Source organism: Azospirillum sp. TSH64 (assembly GCF_003116035.1).
Taxonomy (GTDB): Bacteria; Pseudomonadota; Alphaproteobacteria; order Azospirillales; family Azospirillaceae; genus Azospirillum.
In genome coordinates this window covers 4,586,215-4,587,727 of sequence record NZ_LGQW01000015.1, presented here as the reverse complement: position 1 = coordinate 4,587,727, position 1,513 = coordinate 4,586,215, and the positions used below count along the sequence as shown (strand labels likewise).

Here is a 1,513-nt window from a genome sequence, read left to right as displayed (position 1 = left end):
GGAGCTGGCCGGTGCGCTGGGGGTACCGGTCTGGCGCTTCGGCAGCCGTGACTGGACACAGCTTGGCACCGGCGCCCGGCCCTGGTTCCCGACCATGTGCCTGTTCCAGCCTACTCCCGGCGAAGCTCTGGACGGGACGCTCGCCCGGATGGCGAAGGAGTTGCAGCGCATGGCATCCGGCAGGCCGCCGGTCCAGCAGGCAGCCCGGCAACCAGCCCCGCAAACGGCCATGCTGGCGCCCGCCAAGCCGGATCCCGACGACGACCGGAAGATGGCGGAAGCCATCACCCAATACCGTGCCGGCGACTTTGCACTGGCGGAAGCCCTGGTGCGGCAACTTCTCGACAGGGTACCCGGCCATTCGGTCGCCCTGCATCTGGGCGGTGTGCTGGCCAAGCGGCACGGTTCGCTGGAGAAGGCGCAGGATTTGCTGGTCCGGGCTTCCGCCGCCGACCCGCACAACGCCTCGGCCCATGCCGCCCTGTGCGAAGTCCAACAGGGGATGGGCCAGTTGGAAGCGGCCGACCGTGCATCCCGTGCCTGCGTCGCCGCACAGCCGGACGGTGCCGGCCATTGGGTAAACCGGACGGCGCTGCTCCGCCGCACCGGGCAGGTGGCGGCCGCCCGGTCCGCCATCGTCCGCGCATTGCGCCTGCGCGCCGATCTGGCGCCCGCTCTGGGGCATCTGGCCGAACTGGCCGACACCCCTGGGGATGCGGTGAGGGTCCATCGCATTGCGGTCAGCCTGACGCCGGGAACGGCCGATGCCCTCAGCAATCTCGGCGGCGCCCTCCACAAGCTTCTCCGCTTCGACGAGGCGGCGCGAATGCTGGAGCGTGCGACCCGCTGCGACCCCGGCCTTGCCGTTGCCTGGACCAACCGCGGCAATGCCCTGGAAGCGATGGGCCGGATTGCGGAAGCTGAGAACTGCCACCGGACCGCCATCGAGCTTGCGCCGTCATTGGCCGATGCGCACGGCAACCTTGCCTATCTGTTGAAACGGCATGGCCGGCAGGAGGAGGCACTTGCCGCCTTCGATGCGGCACTGGAGGCCGACCCCAAGCACGCGCAGGCGCGATACAACCGCTCCCTTCTGTTGCTGGAAACGGGCGCCTTGCGTGCCGGCTGGGCCGATCATGACTGGCGCTTCGCCACGCCGCAGTTCCAGGACCAGCGGCGCCGGCTGACCATGCGGGCGTGGCGCGGCGAGAACATCGCCGGGCGACGGCTGCTGGTGTGGCGGGAGCAAGGGGTGGGCGACGAGATCCTGTTCGCCTCCTGCTATGAGGAGGCGATGCGGCGCGCCGGTCGCCTGGTGATCGAATGCGACCGCCGGCTGGTGCCGCTTTTTGCGCGGTCCTTCCCCGGTGCCGATGTCAGGCCGGAGAGTATCGACCCGCGCGATGCCGATCTCCAGATTGCCGCCGGAAGCCTGCCGCGCCTGCTGCGTGCCGACCTGAAGCGCTTTCCCGCCCGAACATCCTGGCTGGTGGCGGATCCGGCGCTGGTGGAA

Annotated in this window: 1 protein-coding gene; it reads left to right on the top strand. The window is 69.9% G+C overall.

Annotation, left to right across the window (positions count from 1 at the left end):
• Positions 1-1,513 (top strand): tetratricopeptide repeat protein (locus TSH64_RS22145; protein WP_146208132.1); only part of this gene is annotated, 1,513 nt, incomplete at both ends.